At 74.8% G+C, this 14,494-nt stretch carries 12 protein-coding genes; 5 read left to right on the top strand and 7 right to left on the bottom strand.

All coding sequences use genetic code 11. The annotated features are described in order from the left end of the window. The first annotated feature begins 4 nt into the window (after nucleotides 1–4). On the top strand, nucleotides 5–1,522 hold the full coding sequence (locus E4099_RS01835) for an SCO1417 family PLP biosynthesis transcription factor (RefSeq protein WP_135337108.1): 1,518 nt from the start codon (nucleotides 5–7) through the stop codon (nucleotides 1,520–1,522). Here the strand turns inward: E4099_RS01835 and E4099_RS01830 are convergent. Both E4099_RS01830 and E4099_RS01825 read right to left on the bottom strand, forming a co-directional pair. Next, the gene (locus E4099_RS01830) at nucleotides 1,510–3,168 is read right to left on the bottom strand and encodes a hypothetical protein (protein WP_135337107.1); all 1,659 of its coding nucleotides are present in this window, start codon (nucleotides 3,166–3,168) and stop codon (nucleotides 1,510–1,512) included. The genes E4099_RS01835 and E4099_RS01830 overlap by 13 nt on opposite strands. 1 nt (nucleotide 3,169) lies before the next feature. Beyond that, nucleotides 3,170–3,364, bottom strand: coding sequence for a hypothetical protein (locus tag E4099_RS01825; RefSeq protein ID WP_135337106.1), 195 nt, complete (start codon nucleotides 3,362–3,364; stop codon nucleotides 3,170–3,172). Between the two features lie 165 nt (nucleotides 3,365–3,529). On the opposite strand from E4099_RS01825, the gene E4099_RS01820 reads away from it, so the two are divergent. Both E4099_RS01820 and E4099_RS01815 read left to right on the top strand, forming a co-directional pair. Further along, entirely contained in the window at nucleotides 3,530–3,943 is a 414-nt protein-coding gene (locus E4099_RS01820; protein ID WP_135337105.1) for an ankyrin repeat domain-containing protein, read from the top strand. Nucleotides 3,944–4,042: 99 nt separating this feature from the next. Next, entirely contained in the window at nucleotides 4,043–5,410 is a 1,368-nt protein-coding gene (locus tag E4099_RS01815; protein WP_135337104.1) for an amidase, read from the top strand. Between the two features lie 175 nt (nucleotides 5,411–5,585). Here E4099_RS01815 and E4099_RS01810 read toward each other — a convergent pair whose 3' ends face one another. The 5 genes from E4099_RS01810 to E4099_RS01790 all read right to left on the bottom strand — a co-directional run bounded on the left by E4099_RS01810 (nucleotide 5,586) and on the right by E4099_RS01790 (nucleotide 12,216). Then, entirely contained in the window at nucleotides 5,586–6,044 is a 459-nt protein-coding gene (locus E4099_RS01810) for a peroxiredoxin (protein WP_135337103.1), read from the bottom strand. Nucleotides 6,045–6,289: 245 nt separating this feature from the next. Further along, nucleotides 6,290–9,214: a glycoside hydrolase family 2 TIM barrel-domain containing protein gene (locus tag E4099_RS01805; RefSeq protein WP_135337102.1), complete on the bottom strand. Its 2,925-nt coding sequence runs from the start codon at nucleotides 9,212–9,214 to the stop codon at nucleotides 6,290–6,292. 61 nt (nucleotides 9,215–9,275) lie between these two features. After that, entirely contained in the window at nucleotides 9,276–9,953 is a 678-nt protein-coding gene (locus E4099_RS01800) for a LutC/YkgG family protein (protein WP_135337101.1), read from the bottom strand. After that, nucleotides 9,950–11,467: a lactate utilization protein B gene (locus E4099_RS01795; RefSeq protein ID WP_135337100.1), complete on the bottom strand. Its 1,518-nt coding sequence runs from the start codon at nucleotides 11,465–11,467 to the stop codon at nucleotides 9,950–9,952. Before E4099_RS01795 ends, E4099_RS01800 begins: the two co-directional genes overlap by 4 nt. Beyond that, a complete protein-coding gene (locus tag E4099_RS01790) occupies nucleotides 11,464–12,216 on the bottom strand; it encodes a (Fe-S)-binding protein (RefSeq protein ID WP_135337099.1) in 753 nt (250 codons plus the stop codon). The genes E4099_RS01795 and E4099_RS01790 overlap by 4 nt, the downstream gene beginning before the upstream one ends. 595 nt (nucleotides 12,217–12,811) lie before the next feature. On the opposite strand from E4099_RS01790, the gene E4099_RS01785 reads away from it, so the two are divergent. Further along, nucleotides 12,812–13,234: a secondary thiamine-phosphate synthase enzyme YjbQ gene (locus E4099_RS01785; RefSeq protein WP_135337098.1), complete on the top strand. Its 423-nt coding sequence runs from the start codon at nucleotides 12,812–12,814 to the stop codon at nucleotides 13,232–13,234. A gap of 181 nt (nucleotides 13,235–13,415) precedes the next feature. After that, entirely contained in the window at nucleotides 13,416–14,474 is a 1,059-nt protein-coding gene (locus E4099_RS01780) for a PDDEXK family nuclease (protein WP_135337097.1), read from the top strand. The last annotated feature ends 20 nt before the right edge of the window (nucleotides 14,475–14,494 follow it).

Below are 14,494 nucleotides of genomic sequence, written 5' to 3'. Positions count from 1 at the left end.
ACCGATGAGTCCGTGGACCTCGGCAGTGGGCGCCCCGCAGCTCGCCCGCCTGCTTCAATCGCAGCACACCCGCGAGGCCACCGCCCTGGCCGGCGGCCGGCGCCGCCCGGCCTACCGCGCCCTGGCGGACGGGGTGCGCCTGCTGGTGCTGGAAGGCCGGGTCCCGGTCGCCGCCCGGCTGCCGGCCGAGCGGGAACTGGCCGCCGCCCTGGAGGTCAGCCGCACCACCGTCGCCGCCGCCTACGAGGCGCTGCGGGGCGAGGGCTTCCTGGAGTCCCGCCGCGGCGCCGGCAGCTGGACCGCGGTCCCGGCCGGCCGGCCCGTGCCCGCCCGCGGGCTGGACCCGCTGCCCCCCGAGGCCACCGGCTCCATGATCGACCTCGGCTGTGCCTCGCTGCCCGCCCCCGAGCCCTGGCTGAGCCAGGCGGTCGCCGGCGCGATGGAGGAGCTGCCACCCTACGCCCGCACCCACGGCGACTACCCGGCCGGGCTGCCCGGGCTGCGGCAGGCCCTGGCCGACCGGTACACCGAGCGCGGCGTGCCCACCATGCCCGAGCAGATCATGGTCACCACCGGCGGGATGGGGGCGGTCGCCGCCACCTGCCGGCTGTTCGTCCGCCCCGGTGAGCGGGCGGCGGTCGAGTCGCCCTCGTACGCCAATGTGCTCCAGCTGATGCGCGAGGCCGGGGTGCGGCTGGTGCCCGTGGCCATGACCCCCCGGCTCGGTGGCTGGGACCTGCCCGCCTGGCGGCAGGTGCTGCGGGACGCCGCGCCGCGCATGGCCTATGTGATCGCGGACTACCACAACCCCACCGGGGCGCTCGCCAGTGACGAGCAGCGCCGCGAGCTGGTGGACGCGGCGCGCTCGGCCGGCACCATCCTGGTCGCCGACGAGACCATGGCGGAGATCCGGATGGACACCCCCGGCGAGCCCGCCGCGCCGGTGCCCCGTCCGGTCAGCGCCTACGACCCCGCGGGCAGCACCGTGGTCACCGTGGGCTCGGCCAGCAAGTCGTTCTGGGCCGGGCTGCGCATCGGCTGGGTACGCGCCGCCCCGGACATCATCCGCAGCCTGGTGGCCGCCCGGGCCTATGTGGACCTGGGCACCCCGGTGCTGGAACAGCTCGCCGTCACCTGGCTGCTGAACACCGGTGGCTGGGACGCCGCGATGGAGCTGCGCCGGGACCAGGCCCGGGAGAACCGCGACGCGCTGGTCGAGGCGGTCCGCCGGCACCTTCCCGACTGGGAGTTCACCGTGCCCGGCGGCGGGCTCACCCTCTGGGTGCGCACCGGCGGACTGTCCGGTTCGCGGATCGCCGAGGCGGCGGAGCGGCTGGGGGTGCGGGTGCCCTCCGGCCCCCGGTTCGGCGTGGACGGCGCCTTCGAAGGCTTCGTCCGGCTGCCCTTCACGGTCGCCGGCGCGGTGGCCGAGCAGGCCGCCACCCGGCTGGCCGACGCGGCGCGCCTGGTGGCGACCGGAGCCGGCGCCGGGGCCGATCTGCCGCGCAGCTACGTGGCCTGAACCGGCAGCGCCCCGTCGTCGTCCGCCCACCGCGGCCCGGCCCCCTTCACCAGCGAGGGGGCGGCGTCCCGGGAGGGCGCCGGCGCGGTGGGCCCGGGCACCATGTCGCCGGCCTCCGCGGGCTCCCGGACCTCCGCGGACCCGGGCGGCCGGTCCCCATGGTCGGCGGGGGGCAGCGCGGCCGACTCCTCCGCCGGCTCCGGCAGCATCTCCAGCACCGCCCGGCGCAGCGCCTCGCCCACGCCGGGGTCGTACGGATCGGGGGCGGCGGGCACCTGGATCCGGTGCACCGGCCCGGTGCCCAGCCGGGCATAGCCGCGCCCCGGAGGCACCTCGTACGCGCCGGTGGTGTGCGGTGGCGCCCCGAGCACCGCGGCCACCTGCCCGGCGGGTACGGCGCCGAGCACCACCCGGGCCCGGGCGTGGGCGTGCACCGGCGAGCCGAGCGCGTCCAGGTTCTCGCAGTACTCGGCCACCACCACGGTGACCCCGACCGCCCGCCCGTGCCACAGCGGGACCCGGAGCAGCTCCTGCGGGTCCGGCCGCCCGTCGGCCGCGGCGAGCTGGGCCAGCATCGAGGGACGGTCGACAAGGATCCACAGCGGCCGGTGCGCCTCGCCCGCGGGGATCGTGCCGAGCTGCCGGGCCCGGTCGGCCGCGGCCAGCCGCTGCTCGGTCTCGTGCGCGGCCCACTCCAGGGCCGCCTGCACCCCCCTCAGCCCGCTCTCCACGGCCAGTACCCCTGGCCGGCCGGCCAGGAAGGCGTACTCGCCGACGCCGCCGCCGTCGAGCACCAGCACGTCCCCGTCCCGGAGCGCCTGGAGCGCCACGCAGCGCAGCAGGGTGGTGGCCCCGCTGCCGGCCCGCCCGGTCACCAGCAGGTGCGGCTCGGTGGCGCGCGGGCCGGTGCGCCACACCACCGGTGGCAGCTCACGGGTTCCGGCGGGCTCGGCGCCGGCCACCGGGAGGGTGGGTGCGGCGGGGGACGGATCGGTGAAGCCGAGCACCGTCTCGCCCGGCGCCGTGCCGAAGCGCTGCACCGGGATGTCGGTGCGCAGGGGCGGCAACGCGGTCACCGTCAGCCGGTTGCCCTCCTCGTCCCAGTCGAACAGGTACTCCCGGTCGCGCCCGGACTTGCCGCACAGCACCTGTTCGACCCGGGTGCGGCACTCGGGCTCGCCGTCGGTGAAGTAGGCCGGGTAGCGCAGCCGCAGCAGGGACAGCCGGCCGCCGTCGAACCGGTGCTCCTCGAAGGCGTCCGACCAGGCGCCGCCGTGCCGGTAGAGCGGGCCGGCGTCCTGCGGCACCGAGAAGTAGGGGACCAGCGCCTCGTACAGCTGCTGCAACCGTCCGGCCTCGGCCGGGTCCGGGCCCGGTGCGGCCTGCCGGGACCCCCGCCCCGCCCAGCCCGCCGCGGCCATCGCCGCGCCCGCGGCCAGCAGCGGCCCGTACGGCAGCACCGCCAGGACCATGGCGCAGGCCAGGACGAAGAGGAGCACCGGGCCCCGACGGTCCCCGGGCAGCCGGGTCCAGTACTGCCGGGCTCCGGCGGAGAGCCTGCGCAGCCCTCGGGAGATGGTCAGCACCGGGTGCAGGACATCGACGGCGGCGTCGGCCCAGGGGCGCGGGAGCGGGCGGCGGAACACGTCAGATCTTGATCCCGCCGAGCATGGTGGCCAGGCTCGCGCCGCCGGCCTTGATGCTGGGAGCGATGGCCGTACCGGAGAGATAGAAACCGAACAGTGAGCAGACGACCATATGGGAAGCCTTGAGCCCGTCCTTGCGGAAGAACAGAAAGACGATCACTCCGAGTAGGACGACTCCGGAGACGGACAGGATCATGACGGTTCTCCTGACTGACGCACGGTCACCACACGTGGTGTCACGTGCACAGCATGTATCCGTTCGGGGTATGTCGCAAACGCAGACCTTCCCGGCACAACGCCCCGGAGGAGCCCGGGTGTCAACGACCCGGCCGACCGCGTTTCGGGTACGTAGTGTGGGGTCATGAACGAAGCGAACGCCGGTGCCGAACCCGCGCACGACCCCGAGGTTCTCCAGTTGGCCGCCAAGGTCTTCGATCTGGCCCGGCACGGGGACACCGACACCCTGGCCGCCTACGTGGACGCCGGGGTTCCGGCTAACCTCACCAACGACCAGGGCGATTCCCTGGTCATGCTCGCCGCCTACCACGGCCACGCCCGGACGGTCACGGTGCTGCTGGAGCGCGGCGCCGACCCCGACCGTGCCAACGACCGCGGCCAGACCCCGCTGGCCGGGGCCGTCTTCAAGGGAGAGGACGAGGTGGTCCGACTGCTGCTCGCGCACGGCGCCGACCCGGCGGCCGGCACCCCCTCGGCCGTCGAGACGGCCGGCGCCTTCGGGCGCCAGGACCTGCTGGAACTGTTCCGCTCCCCATGACCCGGCTCAGCGCGCTGACCGCCCGTCAACCCCGTCTCCGGGCAAGCGGCTTCGGGCCCGCGGACACCGCGCCGCCCACCGGCTCGTAGCGTGGTGGCCATGGCACCGGACTCGAACGACCAGGCGGGGCACTCCCCCGAGGACCGCGGGCTCCGCCCGGCGGAAACCCCCATGACCGCGGCGGATCGGCTGTGCGACCGGATCGAGGCGGTCGACGCCGAGATCCTGGCCTTCCTCCCCGAGCCGGGGCGGCGCGCCCGGCTGCGCGCCGAGGCCCGGGCCCTCGCCGAGCGCGACACGGCTTTCGACCGTCTGCCGCTGTACGGCGTGCCGGTCGCGATCAAGGACATCGTGCGGGTGGCGGGCCTGCCCACCCGGGCCGGCTCCGAACTCCCCGCCGAACTGCTGGACGGACCGCAGGCGCCCCTGGTCGACCGGCTGCGGGCGGCGGGGGCCCTGGTCGCGGGCAAGACGGTCACCGCCGAGTTCGCCGGGACCGCACCGGGCCCCACCCGCAACCCGCACCACCTCGGCCACACCCCCGGCGGATCCAGCAGCGGTTCGGCGGCGGCGGTCGCCGCGGGCATGGTGCCCCTGGCCATCGGCACCCAGACGGTCGGCTCGGTGATCCGCCCGGCCGCCTACTGCGGGGTGATCGGCTTCAAACCGGGCTACGACCGCGTCCCGACCGAGGGCGTGATCCCCAACGTGCCCAGCCTCGACACGGTGGGGCTGTTCGCCGCCGACCTGGAGCTGGCGACCCGGGCCGCCGGGGTGCTCTGCGACCGCTGGCAGCAGCCGGCCCCGACCACCCCGCGGCCCCGGCTCGCCGTGCCCGAGGGCCCCTACCTCGGGCGCGCCGAACCCGCCGCGCTGGCCGCCTTCGAGGAGCACACCGCGCGGCTGGCGGCGGCCGGACACGAGATCCTGCGGGTGCCCTTCCTGGACGACCTGGCCCAGGTCGAGGCGGACCAGTACACCGTCAACCGCTTCGAGACCGCCCGGGTGCACGCCGACTGGTTCGCACGCCACGGCGACCGCTACCGTCCGCAGACCGCCGCCGCGATCCGCCAGGGCCAGGCGGTCGACCCGGACGACTACACCCGGGCGCTCCGGGCGCGCGAACGGTTCCGCGACCGGCTGCGCCAGGTGATGGCGGACCGCGGCATCGATCTGTGGCTCACCCCCGCGGCGACCGGCCCGGCGCCCCGGGGCCTGGAGAGCACCGGCAGCGGGGCGATGTGCCTGCCCTGGAGCTACGCCGGGGTCCCGGCCCTCGCCCTGCCCGCCGGGCCGGCCCCGGACGGCCTGCCGCTCGGGGTGCAGTGCGTGGCCGCCTCGGGCGCCGACGAACGGCTGCTGGCCTGGGCCCCGGACCTGCTGGCGGCCCTGACCCCGCCCGGCGGCACACCCCGCCCGCGCCTCGGTGCCGCGCACCTGCCCCACCCGTCGGGCGAGCGCGGCTGAGCCGCGGCGCGGCGAACGCGCGGGGCGGGTCCGGTGCCGCGCGGCGGAGTACGGATCGCCGGGTGCGGGACGTCAGGGCCGGGCGCGCGGTTCTCCCCCGGACTTCGTCCGGGAGGTGCCCCCACCCCCGGACTCCGTCCGGGGGTACCCCCAGCGCCCCTGCCGGGGCGCTTCGTCAGTTGGCGTGCAGGGTACGGAGGGCTGCCAGGGCGCGGTCCGCGTGGACGGCCATCCGGAGCTCGCTGCGGACCACCTCCACCACCCGCCGGTCGGTGCCGATCACGAAGGTGACCCGCTTGGTGGGCAGCGCCGCCAGTTGCCGCTTGACCCCGAACCGCTGCCGTACGGTCCCCTCGGGGTCGGACAGCAGCGGGTAGCCGAAGCCGTGCTCGGCCGCGAACTCCGCCTGCTTGGCGACGGGATCGGCGCTGATCCCGACCGGTTGGGCGCCCAGCTCCCGGAACTCCTGGGCGATGTCCCGGAAGTGGCAGGCTTCCTTGGTGCACCCTGGCGTCATGGCGGCGGGGTAGAAGAACAGCACCACCGGGCCGTCCGCCAGCAGGCTGCTCAGCCGGCGTGATGCGCCGGTCTCGTCCGGAAGTTCGAAGTCCGCGACCTCGTCACCGATGTCCATACCCCCAACCTAGCGGCCGCCCGGGTCCCCCGCGGACGTATGCAGCGGCCACCAGGCGAATCGGCCCCCCGCGCCAGCTCACAGGGGCGCTGGGGGTACCCCCGGACGGAGTCCGGGGGTGGGGGCACCTCCCGGACGAAGTCCGGGGGAGAACGGCGTGATCAACCCTCGACTTCCGGCACCCGGCAATCCACACGCCGCCGCAAGGCTCCCCCGCACCCGTCACCCCACACGCCGCCGCAGGCTCACCGCACCGCGCCAAAGCTGAAGCCAAAGGCCGCCGGCGCCGGCATCAGCCGATACACCGGCAGCACCCCGGGCCCGCACGACTGGCTGCCGATCCCCTGCTGCCCATGGTCCAGGTTCACCCACACCGTGTCCGGCGAGGGCACCAGCTCATGCGTGTGCTCGGCCGCGTCCAACTCCTCGCTGGTCCAACGGCGCGCGGTGAACCAGAACCGCGGCTCGCCCTCGACGCGCAGCCCGGTGCCGTCCGGGGCGGTCAGCTCGGCCCACCGCACCCGCGGCCGGGCCCCGTTCTCCTGCGGGCGGACATAGGGGGTCTGCATCTCGTCCACGGGCATGGTCCAGCGGCCGACCCGTGCGGCGGCCAGGGTGTCGGGATACCCCTCGCCGGGCCCGCCGCCGTACCACCGGGCCAGCCCGAGCGCCGCGGGCACCCCCAGCCGCAGCCCCAGCCGCGGCAGCGGGCAGCTCCAGTCGCCCTGCGGGGTGACCGCCACGGCCAGCCGCAGCCGGTCCCCGGCCGCCGTCCAGCGGTACTCCACCGCCAGCCCCAGATCGGTGGCGGCCGGGGCGACCCGTACGGTGACCCGCAGCTCCTCCCCGTCCACCGCCACCGCGTCCACCCGGTGCCGCATCCGGTGCAGCCCCAGCTCGCGCCAGATCACGCCGTAGCGCTCATCCGGCTGCCAGTCGGCGCCGTTGTCGTTGTCGGTGGGCGCCCGCCACACATCCAGCCGGGGCCCCTCGACCGGCAGCCCGGCCAGCGAGGCGAGGGTGCCGGTGGCCGCGTCGAAGGTACCGGGGCCCAGCACGATCGACCGCCCGGTACGGCGCGGTACGGCGGCCGGTCCCGGTGCGGGGTCGGGCTCGCCGGGCCGCTCGCACTGCCCCCAGGCCACCAGGTGCCCGGCCGGCGCCCAGGCGGTGTCCTCGGCCAGTCGGGCCCGTACCGTCCACAGACGCTCGCCGGGGCCGGGGCCCGCCTCGGCGGGCTCGGGGAGGGCGAGCCGCGCCGACTCGCCGGGGCCCAGCGGCGGCACGGCCAGCGGCCCCGCGGCCAGCACCGCGCCCTCCACCGCGTACTCCCAGCCGAACGCCAGATGGGAGAGCCCGAGGAAGTCATGGGAGTTGGTGATGTCCACGGTGCCCGCGGCCCCGTCGACCACGATCCGCACCGGCTCGATGACCTTCTTGTACTCGACCAGCCCGGGGGAGGGGGTGCGGTCCGGGAAGAGCAGTCCGTCGCAGACGAAGTTGCCGTCGTGCATCTCCTCGCCGAAGTCCCCGCCGTAGGCGAAGTACGGCCGCCCGTCGGGGGTGCGGCGGGCCAGCCCGTGGTCGATCCACTCCCACACGAAGCCGCCCTGGCAGCGCTCGTGGGCCTCGAAGAGCCGCTGGTACTCACTGAGTCCGCCCGGCCCGTTGCCCATGGCGTGCCCGTACTCGCACAGCAGGAACGGCATGGCGCGGCGGCGCGCGTCCAGCTCCGGGGTACCCCAGGGCGCCTCCACCCGCCGGCCGATCTGGTCCACCTCCTCGGGCCAGGCGTACATCCGGGAGTACAGATCGGTGTCCGCGCAGGACAGATCGCCCTCGTAGTGCAGCGGCCGGGACGGGTCGCGCTCGCGGATCCAGTCCGCCATGGCGGTCAGCCCCCGGCCGGTGCCGCACTCGTTGCCCAGCGACCAGATGACCACCGAGGGATGGTTCTTGTCCCGCTCCACCATCCGGGCGGCCCGGTCCAGCAGGGCCGGCGTCCAGCGTTCGTCGTCCACCGGGTTGCCGCGCCAGCCCACCGCGTGGAAGCCGTGGGTCTCCAGGTCGCACTCGTCGATGACCCACAGGCCCAACTCGTCGCACAGGTCCAGGAAGGCCGGGTGCGGCGGATAGTGGCTGGTGCGCACCGCGTTGATGTTGTGCCGCTTCATCAGCAGCAGGTCCTGGCGCATCACGGCCCGATCCAGCGTCCGGCCGTGCTCGGGGTGGAACTCGTGGCGGTTGACCCCGCGGAAGAGCACTCGCCGGCCGTTGACCCGCAGCACGCCGTCCTCGACGGCGACGGTACGGAATCCGAGCCGCAGCGGGATCCGCTCGCCCGCGCAGACCAGTTCGGCCGCGTACAGCCGGGGCGTCTCGGCGGTCCACGGCTCCACCGGAACGGTGGCGCTCTGCCCGGTGGCCAGCTCCAGACCGAGCTCCGGGACGAGGACCCGGCCGGCCGGTTCGGCGTCCACCCGCAGCGTCCCGGTGCCGTCGGTGTGGTCGTACCCGGCGTGTACCGAGAAGTCGGCGACCGCGCCCGGCGGGCGGTGCAGCAGGGTCACCTCCCGGAAGACGCCCGGCAGCCACCACTGGTCCTGGTCCTCCAGGTAGCTGCCCGAGGACCACTGGTGCACCCGCACCGCCAGGACGTTGCCGCGCGCCCGCAGCACCCCGCCGACCGCGAACTCGTGCGGCAGCCGGCTGCCCTTGAAGCTGCCCAGGAGCTGCCCGTTGAGCCACACCCGGGCGCAGGACTCCACGCCCTCGAAGCGCAGCACCGCGGTGCCCTCGGCGGGCCAGTCGGCGGGCAGGTCGAAGAGGTGCCGGTGGTCGCCGGTCGGGTTCTCGTCCGGCACCCGGGGCGGGTCCAGCGGGAAGGGGTAGCGGGTGTTGGTGTAGGCGGGCGCGCCGTGCCCGTGCAGCACCCAGTGCGCGGGCACCGGCACCCGGTCCCAGCCGGAGGCGTCGTATCCGGGGTCGGCGAAGGACTCGTCATGGGCGGTGGCGCTCGGCGAGAGCCGGAACGCCCAGTGCCCGCCGAGGTCCAGGCGGGCGGCGTCGGACGCCGGCACCCAGGCCCGGGGCGGCAGCAGGCCGCTGCCGGGAGAGAAGTCCTCGTAGTAGGGGTAGGAGGGAAGCTGACGGTCGGCGGAGCTGCTCATCGGTCCTCCAAGAGGTGGTGGGCGGCCGTGCGCGTTCTCCGGTGCGGTGGTGCCGGGCGGTTCACTCCCCGGGCGGGGGTTCCTTGGCTGGGGGCCCGTCCTGGACCAGGATCACCTCCAGCCGCCGCGGGCCGTGCACCCCCTCCACCCGGTCGAGTTCGATGTCGCTGGTGGCGGACGGGCCGGAGATCCAGGTCAGCGGGCGGGTCGGGTCCAGCCGGGCGAGGGCCTGCGGTACCGAGCAGACGACCTGCTCCGGGACCCGCACCACGCAGATGTGGTGATCGGGTACCAGGGTGATCCGGCGCCGGCCCTGCCCGGGGCCGCCGTCCAGGACCAGGGTGCCGGTCTCGGCGATGGCCAGCGCGCACCCGGTGACCACGCTGTCCCGTGCGTCCAGCACCCGCGGGGTGTCCTCGGCCAGGTCGGGGACCGGTTCCGCCCCGGTGGCCGAGAGCCAGGACTCCGGCAACCCCTCGGGCACGATCACGGTACGGGCCCCGCGCTCCGCCAGCAGCGAGCCGATCAGCTCCGGCAGCCCGGCCCGGTCGCAGCGGTGCACCACCGCCCGGTAGTCGGCCAGGTTCTCGGCCAGCAGCCGCGCCGCTTCGGCCGAGTCCAGGTCACCGTGGGTGCGCCGGTAGTCCCGGGCCACCGGCTCCGCCGCGGGGTCCGCGGCGCGCGGGGTGTCGGCCAGCGCCCGCCGGATCCGGCCCATGATCAGCGCGCGTGAGCTCATGCCGTACCCCTCCCGGTGTCGGGTGTCCGTCCGCTGCCCGGCGCGCCGGCCTCGCCCCGGGTCCGCTGCCACCAGTCGCGGAAGGACTCGGCCGGGACGGCGGGCAGCGCCCGGCTGTCGGTCCAGGCCCGCCCCGGCCCGGGCAGCCGGTCCGGGTGGAGGCGGCGGGTACGGGCGGCCAGCCGCTGCCCCGCGCGCAGCACTCCGGGATGGTCCAGCGCCCAGCGGGCGGCCCGCATCGCGGCCCGTTCCGCGGCGTGCCCGCGGGCCGGCTTGATCACCACGCGGCTGCCGCGCACCGAGGCCGGACCGCCCTCCACCACCCGCTCCCGCAGGTGCACCAGGATCCGCGGGATGTCGATGGCCACCGGGCACACCTCGTAGCACGCCCCGCACAGCGAGGAGGCGTACGGCAGCGAGGCGTCCACCGGAGTACCGGTGCCGCGCAGCTGGGGGGTGAGGACGGCGCCGATCGGGCCCGGATAGGCGGAGCCGTAGGCATGACCGCCGGCCCGCTCGTAGACCGGGCAGACGTTCAGGCAGGCGGAGCAGCGGATGCAGCGCAGCGCCTGGCGGCCCACCGGGTCGGCCAGGGCGTCGGTGCGGCCGTTGTCGAGCAGCACCAGGTGGAAGGTGCGCGGGCCGTCCCGGTCGCTGGTGCCGGTCCACATCGAGGTGTACGGGTTCATCCGCTCGGCGGTGGAGGAGCGCGGCAGCAGCTGCAGGAAGACCTCGAGGTCGCGCCAGTCGGGCACGGTCTTCTCGATGCCGACCACCGAGATCAGGGTCTCCGGCAGGGTCAGGCACATCCGCCCGTTGCCCTCCGACTCCACGACCACCAGGGTGCCGGTCTCGGCCACCATGAAGTTGGCCCCGGAGATCGCCACCTTGGCGCGCAGGAACTTCTCCCGCAGGTGCAGCCGGGCGGCCTCGGCCAGTTCGGCGGGGGAGTCGGTGAGCCCGTCCGGCGCGGGCCGGCCCCACCGGCCCATCCGCTCCCGGAAGATGTCCCGGATCTCGCCCCGGTTGCGGTGGATGGCGGGCACCAGGATGTGCGAGGGGCGGTCCTCGCCCAGCTGCACGATCAGCTCCGCCAGGTCGGTCTCGTACGCGGTGATCCCGGCCTCCGCCAGCACCTCGTTGAGCTCGATCTCCTGGGTGGCCATGGACTTCACCTTGACCACCTCGCGCTCCCCGGTGGCCCGTACCAGATCGGTGACGATACGGCCGGCCTCGGCCGCGTCGGCCGCCCAGTGCACCTGCCCGCCGGCCGCGGTCACCGCGGTCTCCAACCGCTCCAGGTACCGGTCCAGATGGCGGAGCGTATGGTCCTTGATCGCGGCGCCGGCGGCCCGTAGCTCGGCCCAGTCGGAGAGCTCGGCGACCGCGGCGGCCCGCTTGGCGCGGATGGTGTGCGTGGCATGCCGCAGATTGGCGCGGAGCACCGGATTCCGGACGGCTCGGGCGGCGGCCGCCGGGAAGGCGGGCGGCTCCTGGGAGGTCTCCTCGGTCACCACACGTCCCCTTCCGTGCTGGCCAGGATCTCGGCGAGGTGCACTGGCCGGACCTCGGAGCCCAGCCGGGTCAGCGTGCCGCCGATGTGCATGGCGCAGGAGTTGTCCACCGTGCAGACCGCCTCCGCGCCGGTGGCCATGACGGCGCGGGCCTTGTCGGCGCCCATCGCCGCGGAGACGGCCGCGTTCTTCACCGCGAAGGTGCCCCCGAAGCCGCAGCACTCCTCGGCCCCGGGAAGCTCCCGCAGCCGCAGCCCGCGCACCGCCGAGAGCAGCCGGCGCGGCCGGTCGCCCAGCCCGAGCATCCGCAGGCCGTGGCAGGTGGGGTGGTAGGTGACGGTGTGCGGGTAGTAGGCGCCCACATCGGTCACCTTCAGTACGTCCACCAGGAACTCGGTGAGCTCATAGGTCCGGGGCGCCACCGCGGCCACGGCCTCGGCCCAGGGCCCGCCCCGCCCCTCGGCGGCGGCGCCGGCCGCGATCCGCGGGTAGTTCTCGCGCACCATGGCCGCGCAGGACCCGGACGGGGTGACCACATGGGTGATGTCGCGGAAGGCCCTGGCGTGGCGGCGCGCCAGCGGCTCGGTCTCCCGGCGGTAGCCGGTGTTGAACTGCGGCTGACCGCAGCAGCTCTGCTCGGCGGGGAACGCCACCTCCACCCCCAGCCGCTCCAGCAGGGTGACCACGGCCTGCCCGGTGCGTGGATAGAGGGTGTCGTTGACGCAGGTCACGAAGAGCGCTACGCGCACTGCTGGGTCCTCCCGGCGGCTGCCTGGTCGTGGCGATCATCCGTCGGCCCATCCTGCCGCAGCGGCCCCGCGCTGTGAAGCAGCCGTCCTTCCGCGGCGCCCACCACCCCTCCGGGTGGCCTATCGGTGCCGACCCGCGGCGGGAGCGGGCCGTCCGCCCTGGCCGGATGCGGTGGGGTGGGTTTTACTGGAAGTGACGACGAGGAGGACAGCAGCAGACGCGGCGTAGCGGTCGAAGACCGTGCACCACGCAATCAGGACCCGCGAGAAGCGGGTGGTCCTCCTCGCCGCCGCACCCTGGCGCAGAACCGCTCCGGCGCGTACCGGACACGGGCGGTGGAGCGCCAGGTGGGGACGGGCCCAAAGGGTGGGCGGTCGCTCGCGACGACCGCGGACGGCCCGCAGGGTGGGCGCGCTCGCGACGACCGCGGCCCGCGGCCCGAGCGGACGCTCGCGCTCACGGCCCGCGAGCGGACGATCGCGCTCACGGAGCATGACGGGGTACCTGGGCCTCGCCCGCCGGCTCGCTCCTCTCGCCGCCCCCGAGCCGGGACGCCATGTGCCCCCGGCGCCCGGACGTACCAGGATGGGGCGCATGACGGACACCTTCCACACCCAGGTCCTGGAGATCACCACCGGCTCCGAGGAGACCGTCGTCGACCTCACCGCGGACTGCGAGGCGTTCCTGCGGGAGCGTGCCACCGGCCGCGACGGGCTGCTGCACGTCTTCGTCCCGCACGCCACCGCCGGCCTGGCGGTCCTGGAGACCGGCGCCGGCAGCGACCGGGACCTGCTGGCCGCGTTGCGCGAGCTGCTGCCCGCCGACGACCGGTGGCGGCACCGGCACGGCAGCCCCGGCCACGGCCGCGACCACGTGCTGCCGGCCCTGGTCCCGCCCTACGCCACACTGCCGGTCATCGACGGGCACCTGGCGCTGGGCACCTGGCAGTCGGTGTGCCTGGTCGACACGAATCGGGACAACCCGCGGCGGCAGGTGCGGCTGAGCTTCCTGGGGTGACTGCTTCCCCAGGTGCCGACTGCGCCGGTCGACCGAGAGTCTGGCGGCGATGGCCGAGTACTGGTCGCCGTGGCGGTGGTCGCATGCCGTCGAGCGGATCAGGTGATGCCTGGGGCAGGGCGCCAACCGGGCGGTCGTGAGACGATCAGGTGGGGTCTGCGTGGGGACGTAGGGGGTTGGCATGGTCAAGGGCGCCGCGCTGCGGGGGTATCTGCTGGAGGAGGCGCTGGCCTGGCTCATGCGTTCCTCTGGCTACCGCCTGCTGGTGCATGAGAGCCAGGATCCCCAGGAGTTGGTGACCGACGGGAGCACGCTCCGCGTGCGGGGCCGGGGCGCGCTGCATCAGGTGGACGCGCTGGGGGAGTTCGCGTTCACCCCGGCGTTCTCCATGCCTGTGCGGTTGTTCCTGGAGGCGAAGTTCTACCAGCAGCCCTGCGGTCTGGACATCGTCCGCAACGCCCACGGTGTGCTGCACGACGTGAACGAGAACTTCGTGATGCACGCCGGCAGGCGGCCCCGGCAGCGGTACCAGTACGCGTACGCCCTGTTCTCGACGAGCGGGTTCTCGGCGGACGCCCAGAAGTACGCCTTGGCGCACCAGATCTCGCTGGTGGATCTGTCGGGTGCCTCGTTCGCATGGCTGCTGGGGACGATCGGCACCACCGCGTGGACGCTGGAGCAGGCGCAGTTCCACCTCGGGGCGTCCGGGACATTTCCGGTGACGTGGGTACGTACGGAGCTGCGCAAGAGGCTTGGGACCTGGAGCGCGCCCGAGGGGCTGCTGCCGACGACGGCGCCGGCGAATGGCCGATTCCGGGACGAGGCCGAGCCGGCGATCGCCGGCTTCGCGACGGCGCTCCAGCAGAACAGCGGTGCCGAGTTGCTGCTGGGCTTCCCGGCAGCGCCGTTCATCCTGCCGCTGTCTGTCAGCGATCAGTCGGCGTTCACCTCGTACGCGGATGTCCACCCGGATCATTCGGTGCGCATCCGGCGCCGCGGCAGTGGCGGTTCGGCGGAGTGGACGATGTCGCCGCTGGCTGAGGAAGGCGCGTACCAGCTTGCCTTCAAGCTGCCGGAGCAGGTGGAGGACTGGATCAGTGACATCGAGGGGAAGGAACGGCGACGCATCCTTGAGGTGAAGGAGCAGTTCCTGTCCGCGATCACGATCTACCGGATGAACGGCGGCGGCGTGCGGGCGTACCAGCTGCGGTACGAGGCGAGTTCCCTCTCGCACTTCTGATCCCGGTGAGGAGAATGGTG

Source organism: Streptomyces palmae (assembly GCF_004684805.1).
Taxonomy (GTDB): Bacteria; Actinomycetota; Actinomycetes; order Streptomycetales; family Streptomycetaceae; genus Streptomyces; species Streptomyces palmae.
Note: the sequence above shows the minus strand (reverse complement) of the source record. Positions and strands in the feature narration are given on the sequence as shown.